Origin of the sequence: Massilia sp. DWR3-1-1 (assembly GCF_049898325.1) — a bacterium.
Lineage (GTDB): Bacteria > Pseudomonadota > Gammaproteobacteria > Burkholderiales > Burkholderiaceae_D > JAFCUW01.
This window is the reverse complement of sequence record NZ_JAFCXL010000001.1, coordinates 295,638-312,845: the sequence shown is the minus strand read 5'-3', so window position 1 is coordinate 312,845 and position 17,208 is coordinate 295,638. Positions and strand designations below refer to the sequence as shown.

Sequence of the window (17,208 nt, the reverse complement as noted above, 5' to 3'; positions counted from 1 at the left end):
CTGGCTTATCATGGAGCCGTGCGTCAATACCAAGAGGGACTGTCCTTATGCGCCGCCCCATTGTCTTAATCCCTGCCTGTTCCTGCGATGTGGGCAACCATGCCAACCACGTCGTGCAGCGCAAATATGTCGACGCCGTGGTCATCGGCGCCGACTGCGCGCCCCTGATTCTGCCTGCGCTGGGCGACGCCACCGACCTGGAAACGGTGCTTGGTCTGTGCGATGGCATCATGCTCACGGGCGCCGCCTCGAATGTGCATCCGAGCCATTACGCCGAGGCGGTGCTGGACCAGTCTTTGCCGCAAGACCACCTGCGCGACGCCACCACCTTGCCGCTAATCCGCGCCGCGCTGCGGCGGGGCATTCCCATTTTCGCCATTTGCCGGGGCTTTCAGGAAATGAACGTGGCGCTCGGCGGCAGCCTGTACCAGGCCGTCCAGGACGTCGAAGGCCACATGGACCACCGTGAAAACGCCGACCTCGGACTGGAAGACCAGTACGGCCCCGCCCACCCGGTGACGCTGACCCCGGCGGGCCTGATGGCGCGCATCCTGGGGCCGGGAGAGATTGCCGTCAATTCGCTGCACGGCCAGGGCATCAAGCAGTTGGCCGCAGGCCTGGCGGTCGAGGCGCGCGCGCCCGACGGCCTGGTCGAAGCGTTTTCGGTGCCGGGTGCGACGGCATTCGCGCTGGCCTTGCAGTGGCATCCGGAATGGCAGATTCGCAGCAATCCCGTGTCGATGACACTGTTCGGCGCGTTCGGCGCCGCCTGCCGCACCTACCAGGCCGCGCGCCGGCGGCCCGTATGAAAAGCCAGCAACGATGGGCCGTCCTGCGCGAACCTTAGCTGCGCTCTCGGTATCTCAGCCCCCGGCGTGCGCGTGCTGCCGCCGGTCCCCCTTACTTATTGAGAGAACAAGATGGCAATTCGTGAAAATTTTAGTTACACCGACATGGACCTGTGGCTCAACGAAAAACGGGTCACGGAAATTGAATGCCTGATCCCCGACTTGACGGGGGTGGCGCGCGGCAAGATCATGCCGCGCGCGAAATTCACCCAGGAACGGGGCATGCGCATGCCCGAAGCGGTGCTGGGCATGACGGTGACGGGCAATGTGCCCGTCAACGACGCCCCCTACGACCGCGCCATTTCCAACACCGACCGCGACATGATCCTCAAGGCCGATCCCACCACCATCACCATGGTGCCGTGGGCGGCCGATCCCACCGCCCAGGTCATCCACGACTGTTATTTCGCCGATGGCGCGCTGGTCGACTTCGCCCCCCGCACGGTGCTGCGCCGTGTCTTGAAACTGTATGCGGACAAGGGCTGGAAGCCGGTGGTGGCGCCGGAACTCGAGTTTTATTTGACGGCGAAAAATATCGACCCCGACCTGCCCCTGCGCGCGCCCGTGGGCCGCTCGGGCCGCGCGGAAACGAGCCGCCAGGTCTACAGCATCGACGCCGTCAACGAATTCGATCCCCTGTTCGAGGACATCTACGATTACTGCGAAATGATGAACCTGGACGTCGACACCCTGATCCACGAGATCGGTGCGGGCCAGATGGAAATCAATTTCCTCCACGGCGATCCGCTGGGCCTGGCCGACAAGGTGTTCTTCTTCAAGCGCACCTTGCGCGAAGCGGCCCTGAAGCACGATATGTACGCCACCTTCATGGCCAAGCCCATGGCCGGTGAGCCGGGCTCGGCCATGCACGTGCACCAGAGCGTGGTCGACATCAAGACGGGCTTGAATATTTTCAGTGCCGAGGACGGTTCCGCCGCCCCCATCTTCAAGCACTACATTGCCGGCCTGCAGCGCTACATGCCGTCGGCCATGGCCATCGTCGCTCCTTACGTCAATTCCTACCGCCGCATCGTGCGCCACACGGCCGCGCCCATCAACTTGCAATGGGGCATCGACAACCGCACGGTGGGCTTTCGGGTGCCCGAGTCGGGCCACCAGGACCGGCGCGTGGAAAACCGCATCATCGGCGCCGATGCCAACCCGTACCTGGCACTGGCGGTCACGCTTGCCTGCGGCTACCTGGGCATGACGGAGCAGCTCGAGCCGACCCCGATGATGGCGGGCAGCGCCTACGACATGCCGTTTGAATTGCCGCAGGGCTTGCCCGAAGCGCTGGCCCTGCTGCGGGGCGAAGACAAGCTGCGCAGCGTGCTGGGCGAGCGCTTCATCGACGTCTACAGCGCCATCAAGGATCTCGAACACCAGGAATTCATGAAGGTGATCAGTCCGTGGGAACGCGAACACCTGTTGTTGCACGTATAAGGATGAACATGGAACAGATCGATACCAGGACCATCCAGGCGCTCGACGCCGCCCACTACCTGCACCCGTTCACCGACCACGCGGCGCTGGCCGCCAGCGGCGCGCGCGTGATGGTGCGCGGCGACGGCATCTGGCTGTGGGACTCCGAAGGCAATCGCATTCTCGACGCCATGTCGGGCCTGTGGTGCGTCAACATCGGCTACGGGCGCCAGCGCATGAGCGAGGCCGTCTACCAGCAGATGCAGACGCTGCCGTTCTACAACAGCTTTTTTAACACCACCAATGTGCCGGCGGTGATGCTTGCCGCCAAGCTAGTGGAACTGGCGCCGCCCGGTTTCAACCGCGTGTTCTTCACCAATTCCGGTTCGGAAGCGAACGACACCATCGTGCGCATGGTGCGGCGCTACTGGGAACTGATGGAGCAGCCCGAGCGCCACATCTTCATCAGCCGCAACAACGCCTACCACGGCAGCACGATTGCCGGCGTGTCGCTGGGCGGCATGGCCGGCATGCACGCGCAGGGTGGCCCGCTGCTGCCCGGCATCGTCCACATCGACCAGCCCAGCTACCTCGAACACGGCCAGGGCATGACCGAGGACGAGTTCGGCGTCGTCGCCGCCGGCTGGCTGGAAGAGCGCATCAAGACGGTGGGGCCGCACAATGTGGCCGCGTTCATCGGCGAGCCCGTGCAGGGTGCGGGCGGGGTCATCATTCCGCCCGCGAGCTACTGGCCGGAAATTGGCCGCATTTGCAAAAAATACGGCATCCTGCTCGTCGCCGATGAAGTCATCTGCGGCTTCGGCCGCCTGGGCGCCTGGTTCGGCAGCGAGCGGATGGGCATCGCGCCCGACCTGATCGCCTTTGCCAAGGGCGTCACCTCCGGCTACATACCGCTCGGCGGCGTGCTGGTGGGCGAGCGCGTCGGCGACGTGCTCACGGCCAGGGGCGGCGACTTCAATCACGGCTTTACGTATTCGGGCCACCCGGTCGCCTGCGCGGCGGCGCTGGAAAACATCCGCATCATCGAAGAAGAAGCGCTGGTGGCGCGGGTTGCCGAGGACACGGGCCCGTACCTGGGCGCCGCCTTCGAGGCGCTGCGCCAGCACCGGCTGGTGGGCCACGCGGACAGCTTCGGCTTTGTCGCCGGCCTGAACCTGGTGCGCAGCAAGGGCGCCAATGTGCACGCGCACGAAGTCTTCGATGGCGACCTGGGCGTGGGCATGTTGTGCCGCGCGCACATGTTCGACGCCGGCATCATCATGCGCGCCGTGGGCGATCGCATGATCATCGCGCCGCCCCTGGTGATGACGCGCGACGACATCGACGAGATGATCGGGCGCATCACGCTGGCGCTGGACAACACCGTGGCCGAGTTGCAGGCCAAGGGCATGCTGCCCTAGCGAGCTGGCGTAAAACGCTTTACGCCGGCTCGCTCATGGTGCGGGTGGTGTCGTGGCGGTTGCGCAGCGCTTGCGGCAGCAGCGAGCCGGCAAACATGCCGGCAAACGCCGCCAGCAAGCCGGCCAGCGGGGCGGGAAACACGGCGCCGAAGTTGCTCAGCTGGGGGAAGAACAGCAGCCAGACGACGACGCCTGCCGCCACCGAGGCGATCGCGCCCTGGGTGGTGGCGCGTTTCCAGTACAAACCCATCAGCAGCGGCACGAAGGCGCCCACCAGCGTGACCTGGTAGGCCGACGACACGAGCTCGTAGATCGAGGTGCCCTTCATGGCAATGGCGTAGCTGAGCACGATGGCGGCGAACACCACGATGGTCACGCGCATGGCGAACAGCTTTTGCTGGTCGCTCATGTCCGGGCGGATGTTCTGCAAAATGTTTTCCACGAAGCTCGTCGATGGCGCCAGCAGGGTGGCTGACGAGGTGCTCTTGATGGCCGACAGCAGCGCGCCGAAAAACACGATCTGCATCACCAGCGGCATGCGCGTGAGCACGAAGGTGGGCAGCAGGCGCTGGTAGTCGTTCCTGGCGATGTCCATCGCTTCCTGGCCCATCACCACCACGGCGGCGGCGACGACGAACATGGGCACGAAGGCAAACAGGATGTAGCCGGCGCGCGCGGTGGGCGCGTTCTTGGCCGACATCACGCGCTGGTAGACGTCCTGCTGGGGAATGCTGCCGAACATCATCGTCACGCCGGCGCCGATAAAGGCAAAAATTTCCGTCAAGGTGGGCGCCGGCCAGAAGCGCCACAGATCGCCCTTGGTGGCCACCGCCAGCACGGGCGCGCTGCCGCCGGCCAGGTCGGCGGCGAAGAAGGCGATCACGGTCAGGCCGATCACCAGCACGATCATCTGGATGAAATCGGTAATCGCCACCGCCAGGAAGCCGCCGACGACGACATAGATCAACACGGCCAGGGTGCCGATGATCATGCCGGCCGTTTCCGACAGGACGCCATTGGTCAGCACGGAAAACACCAGGCCCAGCGCGGTGATCTGGGCGGCCACCCAGCCCAGGTAACTGAGGATGATGGCGACGGAGCAGAAAATTTCGATGCCCTTGCCATAGCGGGCACGGTAGTAGTCGCCGATGGTGAGCAGATTGAGTTTATACAGTTTGGCGGCGAAGAACAGGCCCACCAGGATCAGGCAGGAGCCGGCGCCGAACGGGTCTTCCACCACCGCGTTCAAGCCACCCTGGACGAACTTGGCGGGAATCCCCATCACCGTCTCGGCGCCGAACCAGGTGGCGAAGGTGGTGGTGACCACCATGATCAGGGGCAGGCTGCGCCCGGCCACGGCAAAGTCGCTGGTGTTCTTGATGCGCGTACCGGCCCACAGGCCCAGTCCGAGCGTGCCGAGCAGGTAGAGCGCGACGGCGGAGATCAGGATGGTATTCATGAATGGATGTTCGATAGGAAACTTTATCGATTATATCGTCATCGACGGCGCGCCTGCGGGGCAATGTTGCGATGCAGTGACGCCCTTACCACAATGGCTCCGTGATCGTCCTCACGTAAAAACGCCGCCCGGGCGGGCGGCGTTTTTCCCGGTCATGGCGCCTTATTTGCGGCGGCGCTGCGACAGCGCGACCCCCATCAAGCCCAGGCACACCAGCGCCACCGACATCGGCTCCGGCACGGCGTTGGCGGTGAAGGCCTGGGCCGTGTAGCTGGCGCCGACGGCGCGCAAATCGGCGTCGGTCACGCCAAACACATAAAAATTGTTACTGCCTGCGCTGGTGAGGAAATCGTTGTCGTTGGCGATGTACAGGGTGTGGTTGACGACGCCGTCGACCATCACATCGTCGCCGAACGCGATGCCTTCGATTTTCGACGGAATCGTCGCCGCCGTCAGGCCGTAGGCTTTCAAGGCCGCCACCAGGTCGATGAAGACGGTTTTCTTGACCGCTTTCGCGGCGAGGTTGCCGCTCTGATTGGTGACGTCTTCGGCGCCGGCCAGGTCGACCTTGAAAATCTGCTTGACCACGGCGTTGCTGTTGTCGCCCAGGCCCTTGCCGTCGCGCTCGTCGATGAGGAACTCGGTGGCGCTGAGCGCGACGATGTCGCTCACGCCCGAGCCCGTCGTCAACTGGTAGGCGTACTCGTGGGTGGCGCCGCTGGCGACGTCGATGGTGACGATGCGCACCACCTTGTTGCTGTCCTGCGCCAGCGGGGCCTGCATGATGCCCACCAGGGTCTTGCCGTCCGGGGTGATGGCCAGCCCTTCCATGCCCTTGTTGGCCACGCGGCCAGTGCTGTTGCCGCTGATCTCGAGGTCGCCCCGCGCGCTCAGATTGCTCACCGCCAGGTTGCCCGGCAGGGCAAACGCGGCGATGCGCACGCCCGTGGCGCGGTCGAACTGGTAGACGTAGGGGCCGTATTCGTCGGACACGAAGATGCTCTTGCCGTCGTTCGAGACGCGCACCGCTTCCGGATCGAAGCGCGCATTGTTCGGGTTGGCAGAGGTCTGGGCGGGATCGAAACCGTCCGAGCGGCCCGTGAAGTAATTGGTGTTGTTGATGGCGTTCAGGGTGGGCGTGCCGTTGCCCAGCGTGTAGTTCACGCCGTTCAGGCTGCCCGTGCCCATGGCGCCGCTGCCGTACACCAGTGCGGTCGGGCTCGACAGCAAGGTGGTTGCGCTCAGGGTCGGCGTCAGGTTGAATTTCAGGCCGCTGCCGCTGGTGTTGGCCGTCAAGCCCATCGTCACCGTCTGAAACCGGGCGATATAGGAGGTGGTGTCGTCCACCAGCGGGTTATAGGCCTGCGCATTCGGGCCGCGGTCGGGGGTGGCCAGGAAGGTCGAGCCGCCGGCCCAGGCCAGGCCGGAGCCCATGCCACCGAGCACATTGCCGGCCACGCCGTTTTCCAGCGGTCCCGCCGTCTGTGTCGACAGGTCGGCGCCGCCCGCGTTGAGGCTGCCAACGGCGAGCAACTGCGGGCCGGCCGTGGCCGTCAGCGAAAACAGGGCGGCGGCCAGGGCTGCAGCAAGTGGCAATAATCTCATGGGAATCTCCGGCAAATAGTTGTTATGGATGCATTAGCATCCGAACAATACCTACCGAATATGACGCGCCGATGACGGCCCACTGTACGACCTGATCAGCCCAGGCATAAATCGGGCTGGTCTTTTGCCTGATGCCTTAAAAACAGTGCTCGGGTCCGGGAAAACTGCGGTCCGTGACCGCGTTGACGTAAGCGGTCACGGCCGCCTCGATGGAGCTTTGTCCGTCCATGAAGTTCTTGACGAAGCGCGCTTTGCGGCCCGGGAACACGCCCAGCATGTCGTGCATCACCAGCACCTGGCCGGAGCAGTCCGGGCCGGCGCCGATGCCGATGGTGGGCATGGCCAGCAGGTCCGTCACTTCCTTGCCCAGGGTGGCGGGAATGGCTTCGAGGACGACGATCGAGGCGCCCGCATCCTGCAGCAATTGGGCGTCGGATTTGAGCTGATCGGCGCTGGCGGTGGTCTTGCCCTGCACCTTGTAGCCGCCCAACTGGTGCACCGATTGCGGGGTCAGGCCCAGGTGGGCGCACACGGGGATGCCGCGCTCGGTGAGAAATTTGATGGTGTCGGCCAGCCAGGCGCCGCCCTCGAGTTTGACCATGTGGGCGCCCGCCTGCATCAGGATGACGGCGTTGTCGTAGGCCGCTTCGCGGGTGCCGTAGGCGCCGAACGGCAGGTCGGCGACGATCATCGCGCTCTTGCTGCCGCGCGCGACGGCCGCCGTGTGGTACGCCACTTCCTGCACCGTGACGGGCAAGGTGGAATGGTGGCCGTTGCAGACCATGCCCAGCGAATCGCCGATCAGCAGCATGTGGACGCCGCAGCGGTCCATCAGGGACGCGAAACTGGCGTCGTAGCAGGTCAGCATGGTGATGGGCGTGTTGGCCGCCTTGAGGGCGGCCAGCATCGGCGCGGTGACCGCCTTCGGTGGCACCACTTTGGCCGCTGCCGCCACGGCCGCGCCGGGCGTTGGCTCCTTGCCCTGCATGTCGCTACCCTGCAAATATGAACTCATCGCATGTCCTAAAAAGTCAAAACCGATTAAATGATCCGCACGTCGAGTGACGCGATCGTGTTATCCGCCAGTGTATCGCCGGTGCGCAAATCGTGCCGGGCCAGGGGGCACTCAGTCCAGCCGCTCGATCGCCTGCCCGGCCAGGGCCGGCAGCAGCGCGGCCACCGCGCCGATGCCGGCAATGACGGCGTCGGGCGCGATCTCGGCCAGCGGCGCCAGCACGAAGGCGCGCTCGTGCATGCGCGGATGGGGCACCGTCAGCGCGGCGCTGTCGATGCGCTGCTCGCCGTACAGCAAGATGTCCAGGTCGAGCGTGCGCGGCGCGTTGCGGTAGGGGCGCTCGCGGCCGTGCGCCAGCTCGATTGCCTGCAGCTGCGTCAGCAGCGCGTCCGGCGCCAGCGCCGTGTCGAGGCACGCCACCGCGTTGATGTAGTCGTCGCCCGCCGCGTCGACGGGGGCGGTTTTCCACAGCGACGAACGGGCCAGCAGGTCGGTGGCGGGCAGGGCGGCCAGGCGCAGCAGCGCATCCTCGACATTGGCGCGCGCCTGGCCCAGGTTGGCGCCGATGCCGATGTAGGCGATCATTCCTCGCCGCTGTGCTCGACGGCGGCGCCTTCGCGCTCGCCCGGCTTGCGCGCGCGGCGCGGCGCGCGCTTGCGCTTGGCGCCGGCCACGGGCATGCGCTCGCTGGTGAGCAGCAGTTCGCGCTCGCTGGCGTCGCCGTCGTAGAACGCGGTCCACCATTCGCCCAGTTCCATCTCGATCTCGCCCGACGCGCAGCGCAGCAGCAGGAAGTCGTAGCCGGCGCGAAAGCGCTCGTGCTCGAGCAATTTGTACGGCGCCTTGCCGTTGCGGCGCTCGAAGCGCGGCTGCATCGACCAGATGTCGCGCATGTCGGAGGCGATCTTGCGCTGCAGGGCCAGTTGCTCCGTTTGCGCGTCGAGCACGTCGTCGGCGGCCAGGTGCAGGGCCGGGATGGGCAACTCGCCGGCGGCCCGGTACGCAGCCCACTTTTCCACCACCTGGTGCCACAGCAGCGAGGCGAACAGGAAGCCCGGCGAGACGCCCTTGCCGGCCTTGATGCGGTTGTCGGTGGACTCGAGCGCGAGGGTGACGAACTTCATGCCGATCGGCTGCTCGAGCACCACGTCGAGCAGCGGCAGCAGGCCGTGGTGCAGGCCCTCGGTGCGCAACTGCTGCAGGCAGGCCAGCGCGTGGCCGCTCATGAGCAGCTTGAGCATTTCGTCGAACACGCGGGCGGCCGGCACGTTGTCGATCAGCGGCGCCATCACGGCGATCGGCGCGCGCGTGGTCGGCTCGATGGTAAAGCCGAGCCGCGCGGCGAAGCGCACCACGCGCAGCATGCGCACCGGGTCTTCGCGGTATCTCGCTTCGGGCTGGCCGATGATGCGCAGAATCCTGGCGCGGATGTCCTCGATGCCGCCGTGGTAGTCCATCACCTGCTGCGTGGCGGGGTCGTAGTACATGGCGTTGATGGTGAAGTCGCGCCGCATGGCGTCTTCGTGCTGGGGACCGAAGCTGTTGTCGCGCAGGACGCGGCCATGCTCGTCCTTCGGCGCGCTGGCCTCGCCGGCGCCGCGGAAGGTGGTCACTTCGAGCAGGTCCTGGCCGAACATGACGTGGACGATCTGGAAGCGGCGGCCGATGATGAAGGCGCGCCGGAACAGCCGCTTGACCTGCTCGGGGGTGGCGTCGGTGGCGATGTCGAAGTCTTTCGGCTTCACCCCCAGCAGCAGGTCGCGCACGGCGCCGCCCACCACGAAGGCCTTGAAGCCGGCTTCCTGCAGCGAGGAGGTCACCCGGATCGCGTTCGATGACACCAGTTTCGGATCGATGCCGTGTTCGGCTGGCCCGAGCACCACCGCGACGCTGGTGTCGCGGACCGGCTGCTTGACGCCGAGGATCTTGCGGATGAATGTTTTAATCATTGAATAGTTCGAGTGAGGGCCAGCCGTGTTGGGACGCATGCGCGCGCAGGGCGGCGTTGGGGTTGGTCGCCACCGGGTGGGTGACGACCGACAGCAGGGGAATGTCGTTGTGCGAGTCGCTGTAAAAATGGCTGCTCTCGAAGCTCGCCAAGGGCGTGCCCAGGCCAGCCAGCCAGGCGTGGGTGTGGGTCACCTTGCCGGCGCCCGAGGTGGGCACGCCGAGCAGGCGGCCGGTGATGCGGCCCGTGTCGTCCTGCTCGGGCACGGCGGCGATCAGGTGCGCCACGCCCAGCGCGGCGGCGATCGGCGCCGTGACAAAGCGGTTGGTGGCGGTGACGATGGCGACGACGTCGCCGGCGTCCTGGTGCTGGCGCAGCAGCGCGAGCGCCTGCGGCAGGATGGCCGGCTCGACCACTTCGCGCATGAACTGCGCATGCATGGCGTCGAGGGTGGCGCGGGGAAAGCGCGCCAGGGTACCGAGGGCGAATTCGAGATACTCGACCGGGTCGAGCGTGCCGGCCTGGTACTGGGCGTAAAAATCGTCGTTGGCGCGCTGGAAGGCGGCGGCGTCGACGGCGCCGGTGCGCACCAGGAACTCGCCCCACTCGTGGTCGGAGTCGATGGGCAGCAGGGTGTGATCGAGGTCGAACAGGGCGAGACGGGTCATGGCTTGGCGTCTTCAGGGTGGTGTGGCGAGGCGGCCTGCTGCAGCAGGTCGCGCAGCAGGGGCAGGGTCACTGGCCGCTGGGTTTCGAGGGAATACTGATCGAGGGCGTCTAGCATCGTCGACAGGGAGCGCATGTCGCGCCGAAAATGGGACAGCAGGTAGGGTAACACGCTCGCTGAAATGGTCAGGCCGCGGGCATCGGCGGCGTGGGTCAGCGCGGCGATTTTTTCATCGTCGGACAGGCCGTGAATCTGGTAGATCAGGCCCCAGCCCATGCGCGTGCGCAGGTCTTCGCGCACCGGCAGCACCGCCGGCGGCACCGCGCCCGTGCTGACCATGTAGGCGCCGTGCTCGCGGATCTGGTTGAACAGGGCGAAGGCGTCGATCTGGGCGTCGGCCGACAGCGCGCCGCAGTCGTCGAGCAGGTACAGCGACACCTCCGGCGCGTACGTGAAGTCGTCCGGGTGGTCGGCGCGGATGTAGCGCGAGCCGGGGGTGGCCGCCAGCGCGTGCAGCAGATGGGTCTTGCCGGCCGAGGCCTCGCCCCACAGGTACGCAAAGTGTTCGCGCGAGCTGCGTCCGGCGAACTGGTGCATCAGGTGCGCCAGTTCGGCATTTTGGCCTACCTCGAAGGAATCGAGGCTTTGCGCCTGGTCTGCGCCCAGGTCGAGCACCAGCTGCTTCATGGCGGTCGTCTCATACAGTGTTGCGCGTTGCCTTCATTGTGCGGTGGGGGGGCCAAGTAAAACGAATCAGCCTGCATTATAGAAGGAGCTGCGCAGATAGTGGTGTCGCAGATGGCGAAACGCTACCATTAGTACCGCCGATGCCGGTAAAGCGAGCAGCACGCCGACAAAACCGAACAGCTGGCCGAAGGCGAGCAGGGCGAAAATAACGGCCAGCGGGTTCAGGCCGATGCGCTCGCCCACCAGGCGCGGGGTGAGGAAAAACCCTTCGACGAGCTGGCCGCTGCCGTAGATCACGGCCACCGCGATCAAGCCGCCCCAGCCGGAAAACTGCAGCATGGCGGCGATCGTCGCCAGCATCAGGCCCAGGCCGAAGCCCAGGTAGGGAATGAATACCAGGAGGCCCGTGAGGATACCGACCGGCAGCGCCACTTCGAAGCCGGCAATGGTCAGCGCCGCCGAATAATAGGCCGCCAGGATCAGCATCACCAGCAACTGGCCGCGCAGGTACTGGGCCAGCAGCACATTGACTTCCTGCGCCATGCCCAGCGTTTGCGCGAGCCAGCGGCGCGGCACGGCGTCGCTGACGGAGGCGAGCAGCTTGTGCCAGTCGAGCAGCAGGTAGAACAGGGCGACGGGAATGAGCAGCAGGGTGACCAGCCAGCCCAGCACGCGGGTGCCGCCCACCTTGGCCGAGGCGAGGATGGTGGTCCAGATTTCGTCGCCGCCGGCGCCGGCGAACTGCTGGCTGAGCAGGGCGCGCAGGCCGGTGCTGTCGAGCTTGATCTTGAAGCCCATCTCGTGCAGCTTGGGCGAGAGCAGATTGTCGAGGCGGACCAGGAACACGGGCAGTTGCGCCAGCAGCAGGGGAATTTCCGTCTGCAGCACGGGCAGCACGATCAGCACCAGCGCCGTCACGGTGGCCAGGAACAGCAGCATGACGACGCTGACGGCGAGCGTGCGGGGAATCGGGTGGCGGCCGATGCGGCGCGCCGCCAGCGCGTCGACGCCGCCGTTGAGGGCGTAGGCGAGGATGGCGGCGGCCAGAAAGGGCGTCAGCACGGGGCCAAGCGCGTAGACCAGCAGGAAAAAAGCGCACCACAGCGCCAGCCAGAACGCGGTTTGCTTTTGTTCCGGCGTAAGGGGAAAGGGCATGAATGGGCGCGCTGACTGGAAAAACTGCGGTGGGCGGAGAGTGAAACGGGTCGCGCTTGGCCGACTTTGATAAAATACCGGCTTGACCACGGGCCGCGATGTGCATGGGCCCGTGCTTCGCCGTCCTTCCATTTTACCGCCTCCGCTGCCAAAAACACCATGAACCAACCTTCGAATGTGTCTCTTTCCTACCGCGATGCGGGTGTCGACATCGATGCAGGCGATGCCCTGGTCGAGGCGATCAAGCCGCTGGCCAAGCGCACCATGCGCGAAGGCGTCCTCAAAGGCATCGGCGGTTTCGGCGCGCTGTTCGAGATCAGCAAGAAGTACAAGGAGCCGGTGCTGGTGTCGGGCACCGACGGCGTCGGCACCAAGCTCAAACTGGCGTTCGAACTCAATCGCCATGACACCGTCGGCATCGACCTGGTCGCCATGAGCGTCAACGACATCCTGGTGCAGGGCGCCGAGCCGCTGTTCTTCCTCGATTATTTCGCCTGCGGCAAACTCGACGTGGCCACCGCCACCGCCGTCATCAGCGGCATCGCGCGCGGCTGCGAGCAGTCCGGCTGCGCCCTGATCGGCGGCGAAACGGCCGAAATGCCCAGCATGTACCCGGCCGGTGAATACGACCTGGCCGGCTTCGCCGTCGGCGCCGTCGAGAAATCGAAAATCATCGACGGCACCACCATCGCCGCCGGCGACGTCGTGCTGGGCCTGGCCTCGTCGGGCGTGCACTCGAACGGCTTTTCGCTGGTCCGTAAAATCATCGAAGTGGCCAAGCCGGACCTGAACGCCGACTTCCACGGCCGTCCCCTGGCCGACGTGCTGATGGAGCCCACCCGCATCTACGTCAAGCCGCTGCTGGCGCTGATGGAGTCGATCGACGTCAAGGGCATGGTGCACATCACCGGCGGCGGCCTGGTCGAAAACATCCCGCGCGTGCTGCAGCCGCATCTGACGGCCGTGCTCGACGCGTCCGCCTGGACCATGCCACCGCTGTTCCAGTGGCTGCAGCAGCATGGCGGCGTGGCCGACGCCGAGATGCACCGCGTGTTCAACTGCGGCATCGGCATGGTCGTTATCGTTTCTCCCGAGCGGGCTGACGCCGCGCTGGCGCAATTGCAGGCGGCCGGCGAGAGCGTGAGCAAGATCGGCGTGATCCGCGCCCGCGCCGGCGACGAACACCAGACGCTCGTCGCGTAATGATCGAGGGTTGCCTGTGGCCGTCTTTTGGTCAGGCGGCCTTCATTGTGACGGCCAATTGCGGGCGCTGTGACTGAGGCAGGCAACAAATTCATGATTCACAACGCCAGCGTGCATTCGTAAGATCGTGCCGATTAGCCGGGCCAGCGCCACGATACGCCTACTGATTTTCACAACTGAGAGCGCTGCACGACGTTCCGCCATGATGAAAGAGTATGTTGAAAAAATATTTTTCCGTGATGGAAGAAAATATTGATTGGGTACGAAATTGTGATTTCGCTCGGAAAACTCCGGCCGTTTTCATCATCGTCATACTTGACGGTGAAAGAAATATTCTTCACTCCGGGCAATGAAACATTCTCAATCACGCCTTCGACGCGCACAGGATGTGAATTCTTCTCCAGAATCCAGATTTTTGCCGTTAGGGGGAAATTGCCTTTTTTTGAAAATAGAGTTCGTATTTTTAATATAATATAATCTTCTCCGTCACGCTGCTCTCGCCCGACAAGGTCAACCGATGTTGCTGTGGGAAATAGCTCTTCTGGATGATTCGCAAATCTATCCGCAATTCCAAAATTCATTGCTCCCATTTTCACGCCTACATCTCCCTCCCTGGTTTTTTCGGAAAGTTCGCGTAACTGCTCACCTTCGCTAAGTACTTTCTTGATAATAGTTCGATATTGACCGTTCATTGGGGCTTCATCTCCTGGTAGCTCATATCTTGATATTATTTCGAAAGCAATGAATTGCCGATTTCGAGAAAGTTGGTGTTGAAGGATTTCCCAATTTTCAGTGCCGGTTCGTGAACTTGCTGTAGCGTTCATTTCGGTTGACTGTGCGAATAAAATTAAAATGGCTAGAAATGCAATAATATTTCGCCATTTGATACTCATATTGAAGACCAAATTTTTCATCTTGGCTTCTTTGTTGATTTCAGGTGCGCGCGGTTTTGATGAACGTGTCAATCTGATTGAGTATCCAATTAGATTGACATCCAGGTAAGCAAGTTTGCTATAGTTAAGTTCGAATTTTTATGCGCCGAAGAACTTCGCTATTGCGAGGAGAAGCGTAAAGAGATCGGACCAGAATCCGGTTATGACAGGTGCCGCTTTTGCGATAAATTCACTCATAATGCACTCCTTTGAATTGGTTTTTCTGCAACGCTGCAGGATTTAATCCAGCTGATAAAAAATACATTGGCGGACGTCATGCCGCTACTCGGCTGAGTTCGCAACACGTCTGTAAATTTTGGCAAGATCTGCATGTTTCGTATTGCGAAAAATTAATTCGTTGGAAGTTTATTCCTGCTGTCGTGGTGCTGATATTTGATGGCCTGCATCCTTGTGGCGCGATATTTGACCTGGCGCAACCAGCCCATCAGAAGCCGTCCATTGCATCTGGTTGACTGGATTCGTGGCTCAAATCGCTCACATTGGCATCTGGTTTTACTCAGCACCCGCAAAATATTTTTCCGGTTACTTGGTGTGCGTCAACGTCGATATGCGCTTGACCAGCGCGCAGTAAGCGGCCATCACGTCGGGGCGGCCGAAAATGTCGTTGTGGCCGGCGCCGTCGGCCACCACCCACTGTTTTTGTCCCGCCGGCAGGGCCGCGTACACGCGCTGGCCCAGCGCCGGCGGGGTGATGCCGTCGCGCGTGCCGGCCAGCACCAGGCTGGCGCCCCGGTAGCCCGATACCGCCGCCAGGTTGTCGACCGCGCGCAGCGAGGCGCCGATGTCGAGCCGCACAAACGGCCGCGCATACCACGGCACGTTGGCGTGCGCCCAGTCGACGACATTGGTGCTGGTCGCCTCGAGCACCAGGCCGGCCGTCTGCGGGCGGGCGCGCACCACCTGCGCCGCCATGAAACTGCCCAGCGACAGGCCATGCACGATCACCGGCCCCGGCGCCCGCGCGCTCACATGGTCGAATATGCGCACGGCGTCGGCCGTCATGGTGGCCACCGTCGGCACCCCGCTGCTGCGCCCATAGCCCCGGTAATCGAACACGGCGACATTGTTGCCGCAAGCCGCCAGCAGCGGCAGCAGTTGCGCGCCGTCGCGGTCCAGGTGAAAGGCGTTACCGCCAAAGTACAGCACCGTCACGCGCGCGCCCGGCCGCTCGGCAATCACCCCGCGCAGCTGCGCGCCGTCGTCGGTGACGATGTGCGCCGCGCGCACGCGGGCGCCCGGCAGCAGGGCCGACGGCTCGGGCGGCGCCGGCGCGGCCGTGCCGGGCGGGTCCGGACGAATCAATTGGCTTTCCTTGATCTGCACGGTGGTGCAGCCGGACAGCGCCACGATGAGCAGGGCGAGTAATTGGCAACGCATGGGGGGCTCCTTGACTGATAAAATAGTTGTATGTCATTTATAAATTATCGATTTACGATAATTTATTACTGTTTTTCGATAATAACATGAAAATATACTGCAATCTCATCGGTGTTTTGCTGGCGGCGTGCGTGATCGTGCAGCTGGGGTTCTTTGTGACGGCCTGGAGCGGCGTGCAGGCGCCCGGGGCCTTCGTGCAGATCAGTGTCAAGGGGCTGGACGTGGCGCAGATGCGCGCGCTCACGCCGGTCCAGCGCGCCGCCGGCGCCGCGCTGGCGCTGCCGGCGCTGCTGGCGCTGTGTTACGGCATGGTGCGGCTGGCGCGCCTGCTGGCCAACGTGGCGCGGGGCGCCGTCTTTACCAGTGCCACGATTGGCCACTTGCGCGCCTTTGCGGGCGCCACTTTGCTGTCGACCTTGCTGGCGGTTGCCGAGCCGCCCTTGCGCACCGTGATGCTGCACCTGGCGTTCGCGCTGCCGGCGTCGCGCTTCACGGTCGGCTTCAGTTCGGAGGAGTTGATGCTGGTGCTGGTGTGCGCGCTGTTCTTCCTCGTCACCAACCTGATGCACGAAGGGCGCCGCCTGGCCGAAGAGAACGAGGGCTTCGTCTAGATGCCGATCCTGATTCACCTCGACGTCATGCTGGCGCGCCGCAAGGTCAAGTCGAAGGACCTGGCCGCCTACATCGGCATCAGCGAACAGAACCTGTCACTGCTCAAGTCGGCCAAGGTCAAGGGCATCCGTTTCGCCACGCTGGCGAAAATCTGCGAGCGGCTCGCCTGCCAGCCGGGCGACATCATGGAATGGGTGGCCGGGGACGAGGACGAGGGCGAGGGCAGCTAGGTGCGCCGCTGTTCCGATACAAAATGGTGACATGCATACCTCGTGCCCGTCACATTTCCGCAAGTTTGTCCATGATCGCCGCAGCGACAGTTTTGTCATGTGCGGCAGGCCGCGCTTGCGCTGCGCGCGCGGCGCTCTAGACTTATCGTATCGGCGCCGCGACGATCGCGAGGGCGTCATGTTCGACCGACACGAAAGGAAGTCATCATGCGCAACGCTCTGCTTGTCCTTGCCGCCAGCTTCGCCACCAGCTTCGCCACCAGCGCCTTGGCGCAGGACCAGTCGGTCCAGGTGACGGGCGTCCAGCAAACCACCCGCCTGCAGCCGCAGCAACTGGCGGAAATCGCCGGCGTCTACCGTTTAGACGGTGGCGGCGTGTTCCGCATCAACCAGGTGCGCAACCGCCTGATGGCGCAACTGGGCGAGCGCCCCGCGACGGAACTGGTGGCGCAGACCGAAAACCGCTTCATTTCACGCGATCAGAAAATGACCGTCGATTATGTGCCGCAGGCTTTCGGCGACCTGATCATCGTGCACTACCCGGCCGATCTGGCCCGGGCCGATGCGCCCATGCTCACGCTGACCCTGGCGGCCAATTGAGCGCGC

Annotated in this window: 18 protein-coding genes; 8 read left to right on the top strand and 10 right to left on the bottom strand. The window is 64.0% G+C overall.

What is annotated here, in order from left to right:
• The first annotated feature begins 47 nt into the window (after positions 1-47).
• The 3 genes from ACP7EY_RS01485 (at position 48) to ACP7EY_RS01475 (ending at position 3,691) form a co-directional block, all read left to right on the top strand.
• Entirely contained in the window at positions 48-809 is a 762-nt protein-coding gene (locus ACP7EY_RS01485; RefSeq protein ID WP_426189724.1) for a gamma-glutamyl-gamma-aminobutyrate hydrolase family protein, read from the top strand.
• A gap of 111 nt (positions 810-920) precedes the next feature.
• On the top strand, positions 921-2,291 hold the full coding sequence (locus ACP7EY_RS01480; RefSeq protein ID WP_426189722.1) for a glutamine synthetase family protein: 1,371 nt from the start codon (positions 921-923) through the stop codon (positions 2,289-2,291).
• A gap of 8 nt (positions 2,292-2,299) precedes the next feature.
• On the top strand, positions 2,300-3,691 hold the full coding sequence (locus tag ACP7EY_RS01475; protein WP_426189720.1) for an aspartate aminotransferase family protein: 1,392 nt from the start codon (positions 2,300-2,302) through the stop codon (positions 3,689-3,691).
• 19 nt (positions 3,692-3,710) lie between these two features.
• Here ACP7EY_RS01475 and ACP7EY_RS01470 read toward each other — a convergent pair whose 3' ends face one another.
• The 8 genes from ACP7EY_RS01470 to ACP7EY_RS01435 form a co-directional block, all read right to left on the bottom strand.
• On the bottom strand, positions 3,711-5,150 hold the full coding sequence (locus ACP7EY_RS01470; protein ID WP_426189718.1) for a sodium:solute symporter family protein: 1,440 nt from the start codon (positions 5,148-5,150) through the stop codon (positions 3,711-3,713).
• Positions 5,151-5,312: 162 nt separating this feature from the next.
• The gene (locus tag ACP7EY_RS01465; protein ID WP_426189716.1) at positions 5,313-6,755 is read right to left on the bottom strand and encodes an esterase-like activity of phytase family protein; all 1,443 of its coding nucleotides are present in this window, start codon (positions 6,753-6,755) and stop codon (positions 5,313-5,315) included.
• Positions 6,756-6,891: 136 nt separating this feature from the next.
• A complete protein-coding gene (panB, locus tag ACP7EY_RS01460; RefSeq protein WP_426189714.1) occupies positions 6,892-7,770 on the bottom strand; it encodes a 3-methyl-2-oxobutanoate hydroxymethyltransferase in 879 nt (292 codons plus the stop codon).
• Positions 7,771-7,881: 111 nt separating this feature from the next.
• Positions 7,882-8,355: a 2-amino-4-hydroxy-6-hydroxymethyldihydropteridine diphosphokinase gene (gene folK / locus ACP7EY_RS01455; protein ID WP_426189712.1), complete on the bottom strand. Its 474-nt coding sequence runs from the start codon at positions 8,353-8,355 to the stop codon at positions 7,882-7,884.
• On the bottom strand, positions 8,352-9,719 hold the full coding sequence (pcnB, locus tag ACP7EY_RS01450; protein ID WP_426189710.1) for a polynucleotide adenylyltransferase PcnB: 1,368 nt from the start codon (positions 9,717-9,719) through the stop codon (positions 8,352-8,354). The genes folK and pcnB overlap by 4 nt, the downstream gene beginning before the upstream one ends.
• Positions 9,712-10,386, bottom strand: a complete 675-nt coding sequence (locus ACP7EY_RS01445; RefSeq protein ID WP_426189708.1) for an HAD family hydrolase — start codon at positions 10,384-10,386, stop codon at positions 9,712-9,714. Before ACP7EY_RS01445 ends, pcnB begins: the two co-directional genes overlap by 8 nt.
• Positions 10,383-11,072, bottom strand: a complete 690-nt coding sequence (hda, locus tag ACP7EY_RS01440; RefSeq protein ID WP_426189706.1) for a DnaA regulatory inactivator Hda — start codon at positions 11,070-11,072, stop codon at positions 10,383-10,385. Before hda ends, ACP7EY_RS01445 begins: the two co-directional genes overlap by 4 nt.
• A gap of 66 nt (positions 11,073-11,138) precedes the next feature.
• Positions 11,139-12,227: an AI-2E family transporter gene (locus tag ACP7EY_RS01435; RefSeq protein ID WP_426189704.1), complete on the bottom strand. Its 1,089-nt coding sequence runs from the start codon at positions 12,225-12,227 to the stop codon at positions 11,139-11,141.
• Positions 12,228-12,386: 159 nt separating this feature from the next.
• Here ACP7EY_RS01435 and purM point away from each other — a divergent pair, with 159 nt between their 5' ends.
• The gene (purM, locus tag ACP7EY_RS01430) at positions 12,387-13,430 is read left to right on the top strand and encodes a phosphoribosylformylglycinamidine cyclo-ligase (protein ID WP_426189702.1); all 1,044 of its coding nucleotides are present in this window, start codon (positions 12,387-12,389) and stop codon (positions 13,428-13,430) included.
• Positions 13,431-13,600: 170 nt separating this feature from the next.
• Here purM and ACP7EY_RS01425 read toward each other — a convergent pair whose 3' ends face one another.
• Positions 13,601-14,344, bottom strand: a complete 744-nt coding sequence (locus ACP7EY_RS01425) for a hypothetical protein (protein WP_426189700.1) — start codon at positions 14,342-14,344, stop codon at positions 13,601-13,603.
• A 227-nt stretch (positions 14,345-14,571) separates the two neighbouring features.
• On the opposite strand from ACP7EY_RS01425, the gene ACP7EY_RS01420 reads away from it, so the two are divergent.
• Positions 14,572-14,835: a hypothetical protein gene (locus tag ACP7EY_RS01420; protein ID WP_426189698.1), complete on the top strand. Its 264-nt coding sequence runs from the start codon at positions 14,572-14,574 to the stop codon at positions 14,833-14,835.
• A 70-nt stretch (positions 14,836-14,905) separates the two neighbouring features.
• Here ACP7EY_RS01420 and ACP7EY_RS01415 read toward each other — a convergent pair whose 3' ends face one another.
• Positions 14,906-15,760, bottom strand: a complete 855-nt coding sequence (locus ACP7EY_RS01415; protein WP_426189696.1) for an alpha/beta hydrolase — start codon at positions 15,758-15,760, stop codon at positions 14,906-14,908.
• A gap of 86 nt (positions 15,761-15,846) precedes the next feature.
• Between ACP7EY_RS01415 and ACP7EY_RS01410 the strand changes: the two genes are divergently transcribed.
• From ACP7EY_RS01410 to ACP7EY_RS01400, 3 genes are all read left to right on the top strand, one after another.
• Positions 15,847-16,371, top strand: a complete 525-nt coding sequence (locus ACP7EY_RS01410; protein WP_426189694.1) for a DUF2975 domain-containing protein — start codon at positions 15,847-15,849, stop codon at positions 16,369-16,371.
• Complete coding sequence (locus ACP7EY_RS01405) at positions 16,372-16,602, top strand: helix-turn-helix domain-containing protein (RefSeq protein ID WP_426189692.1); 231 nt, start codon at positions 16,372-16,374, stop codon at positions 16,600-16,602.
• Between the two features lie 207 nt (positions 16,603-16,809).
• Complete coding sequence (locus tag ACP7EY_RS01400; protein ID WP_426189690.1) at positions 16,810-17,202, top strand: hypothetical protein; 393 nt, start codon at positions 16,810-16,812, stop codon at positions 17,200-17,202.
• Positions 17,203-17,208 lie beyond the last annotated feature (6 nt).

Coding starts and splice junctions, on each gene's coding strand:
- ACP7EY_RS01410 (WP_426189694.1), top strand. CDS start 15,847: ATGAAAATATACTGCAATCTCATCGGTGTTTTGCTGGCGGCGTGCGTG.
- ACP7EY_RS01435 (WP_426189704.1), bottom strand. CDS start 12,227: ATGCCCTTTCCCCTTACGCCGGAACAAAAGCAAACCGCGTTCTGGCTG.
- panB (WP_426189714.1), bottom strand. CDS start 7,770: ATGAGTTCATATTTGCAGGGTAGCGACATGCAGGGCAAGGAGCCAACG.
- ACP7EY_RS01405 (WP_426189692.1), top strand. CDS start 16,372: ATGCCGATCCTGATTCACCTCGACGTCATGCTGGCGCGCCGCAAGGTC.
- ACP7EY_RS01445 (WP_426189708.1), bottom strand. CDS start 10,386: ATGACCCGTCTCGCCCTGTTCGACCTCGATCACACCCTGCTGCCCATC.
- ACP7EY_RS01485 (WP_426189724.1), top strand. CDS start 48: ATGCGCCGCCCCATTGTCTTAATCCCTGCCTGTTCCTGCGATGTGGGC.
- ACP7EY_RS01480 (WP_426189722.1), top strand. CDS start 921: ATGGCAATTCGTGAAAATTTTAGTTACACCGACATGGACCTGTGGCTC.
- folK (WP_426189712.1), bottom strand. CDS start 8,355: ATGATCGCCTACATCGGCATCGGCGCCAACCTGGGCCAGGCGCGCGCC.
- ACP7EY_RS01415 (WP_426189696.1), bottom strand. CDS start 15,760: ATGCGTTGCCAATTACTCGCCCTGCTCATCGTGGCGCTGTCCGGCTGC.
- hda (WP_426189706.1), bottom strand. CDS start 11,072: ATGAAGCAGCTGGTGCTCGACCTGGGCGCAGACCAGGCGCAAAGCCTC.
- purM (WP_426189702.1), top strand. CDS start 12,387: ATGAACCAACCTTCGAATGTGTCTCTTTCCTACCGCGATGCGGGTGTC.
- ACP7EY_RS01400 (WP_426189690.1), top strand. CDS start 16,810: ATGCGCAACGCTCTGCTTGTCCTTGCCGCCAGCTTCGCCACCAGCTTC.
- pcnB (WP_426189710.1), bottom strand. CDS start 9,719: ATGATTAAAACATTCATCCGCAAGATCCTCGGCGTCAAGCAGCCGGTC.
- ACP7EY_RS01425 (WP_426189700.1), bottom strand. CDS start 14,344: ATGAAAAATTTGGTCTTCAATATGAGTATCAAATGGCGAAATATTATT.
- ACP7EY_RS01465 (WP_426189716.1), bottom strand. CDS start 6,755: ATGAGATTATTGCCACTTGCTGCAGCCCTGGCCGCCGCCCTGTTTTCG.
- ACP7EY_RS01470 (WP_426189718.1), bottom strand. CDS start 5,150: ATGAATACCATCCTGATCTCCGCCGTCGCGCTCTACCTGCTCGGCACG.
- ACP7EY_RS01475 (WP_426189720.1), top strand. CDS start 2,300: ATGGAACAGATCGATACCAGGACCATCCAGGCGCTCGACGCCGCCCAC.